The following is a 744-nucleotide window of genomic DNA, read 5'->3' as shown; positions in this document are numbered from 1 at the left end:
CGTACACCTCAAGCCATCCGATCTTGACGAGCACCTTGCCGCTCGACTTGAACGACTCCCCCGCCACCACGGTGACACGGGTTGTCAGGTTGTATTCGGCTGCCGGGTGGAACGCCGCAATGAAGCGGCGCACCACCATGTCGTAAATCTTCGCCTCGGCTTCATCCAGCCCGCTAGGCCGCGTGCCGGTCGGGATGATGGCGAAGTGGTCGCTGATCTTCGAGTTGTCGAAGATGCGCTTCTCCTGACGAACCCAGCCATTGCCGATCACCCGCCCGGCGTGCTCGGCATACGGAGAGCCGCCGAAGGTGCCCAACACCTCCTTCGCCTTTTCCACGTAATCCTCCGGCAGAGCCGTGGAGTCCGTGCGCGGATAGGTTGTGACCTTGTGCTTCTCGTAGAGCGATTGCGCGATGTCCAAGGTCTTCTTCGCGGAGAACTTGAACTTCTTGTTGGCCTCACGCTGCAAGGTGGTGAGATCAAACAGCTTGGGTGGTGCGCTGGTCGTGGTCTTCGATTCATCCTTGACCGAACTGGGCGAAACGCCCCGGCACTTGGCTACAATCGCGTCCGCCTGTGCCCTGTCCCAGAATCGACTGCCAGCGGCTGCCGCGTCCTCATCGCCCTCCGCAACCTCAACGGGGGCCGAGGCGCTGAACCATCTGCCGACATAGGTGCCCGCCTGCGCCCCAAAGGTCGCATGGACTTCCCAATAGTCCTTCGGAACGAAGGTTTTGATCTCCT

General features: G+C 61.0%; 1 protein-coding gene. It reads right to left on the bottom strand.

Annotated elements, in window-relative coordinates; translation table 11 throughout:
- On the bottom strand, positions 1-744 hold a 744-nt coding region (locus DS839_RS35865; protein ID WP_368912121.1), incomplete at both ends, for a DNA topoisomerase.

This window comes from Taklimakanibacter deserti (genome assembly GCA_003574785.1).
Note: the sequence above shows the minus strand (reverse complement) of the source record. Positions and strands in the feature narration are given on the sequence as shown.